1 protein-coding gene is annotated in these 287 nt (G+C 59.2%); it reads right to left on the minus strand.

The annotated features are described in order from the left end of the window. Positions 1-59 precede the first annotated feature (59 nt). The coding region (locus K6753_RS14555; protein WP_425492141.1) for a large ribosomal subunit protein uL2 at positions 60-287 on the minus strand (228 nt) is incomplete at its 5' end.

The raw sequence follows: 287 nt of genomic DNA on the forward strand, positions 1-287 counted from the left end.
GAGGCCAGCTATAAAACCAGTCAATCCTCCCTCCCCAGATTGCTCAAACCCAAAAAGACTCACTTGTAGCGCTTGGCCTTGAATTTGTAGTACGCACGACCGGCCTTGAGCAACGGCTTGTCGATACGTCCACCACCCGCCACAATACCGACCGTCGCGCGCGCATGGCTGCTGACAGTCTTCTTCGCGCCAGACGGGAGACGGATGCGCGTCTTGTGATCCTCAGGCGTATGGCCGATAACGGTGGCATAGTTGCCCGACGTCCGTGCGAGCGCACCACGGTCGCC

Origin of the sequence: Novilysobacter selenitireducens (assembly GCF_020026895.1) — a bacterium.
In the GTDB taxonomy this organism is placed as follows: Bacteria; Pseudomonadota; Gammaproteobacteria; order Xanthomonadales; family Xanthomonadaceae; genus Lysobacter_C; species Lysobacter_C selenitireducens.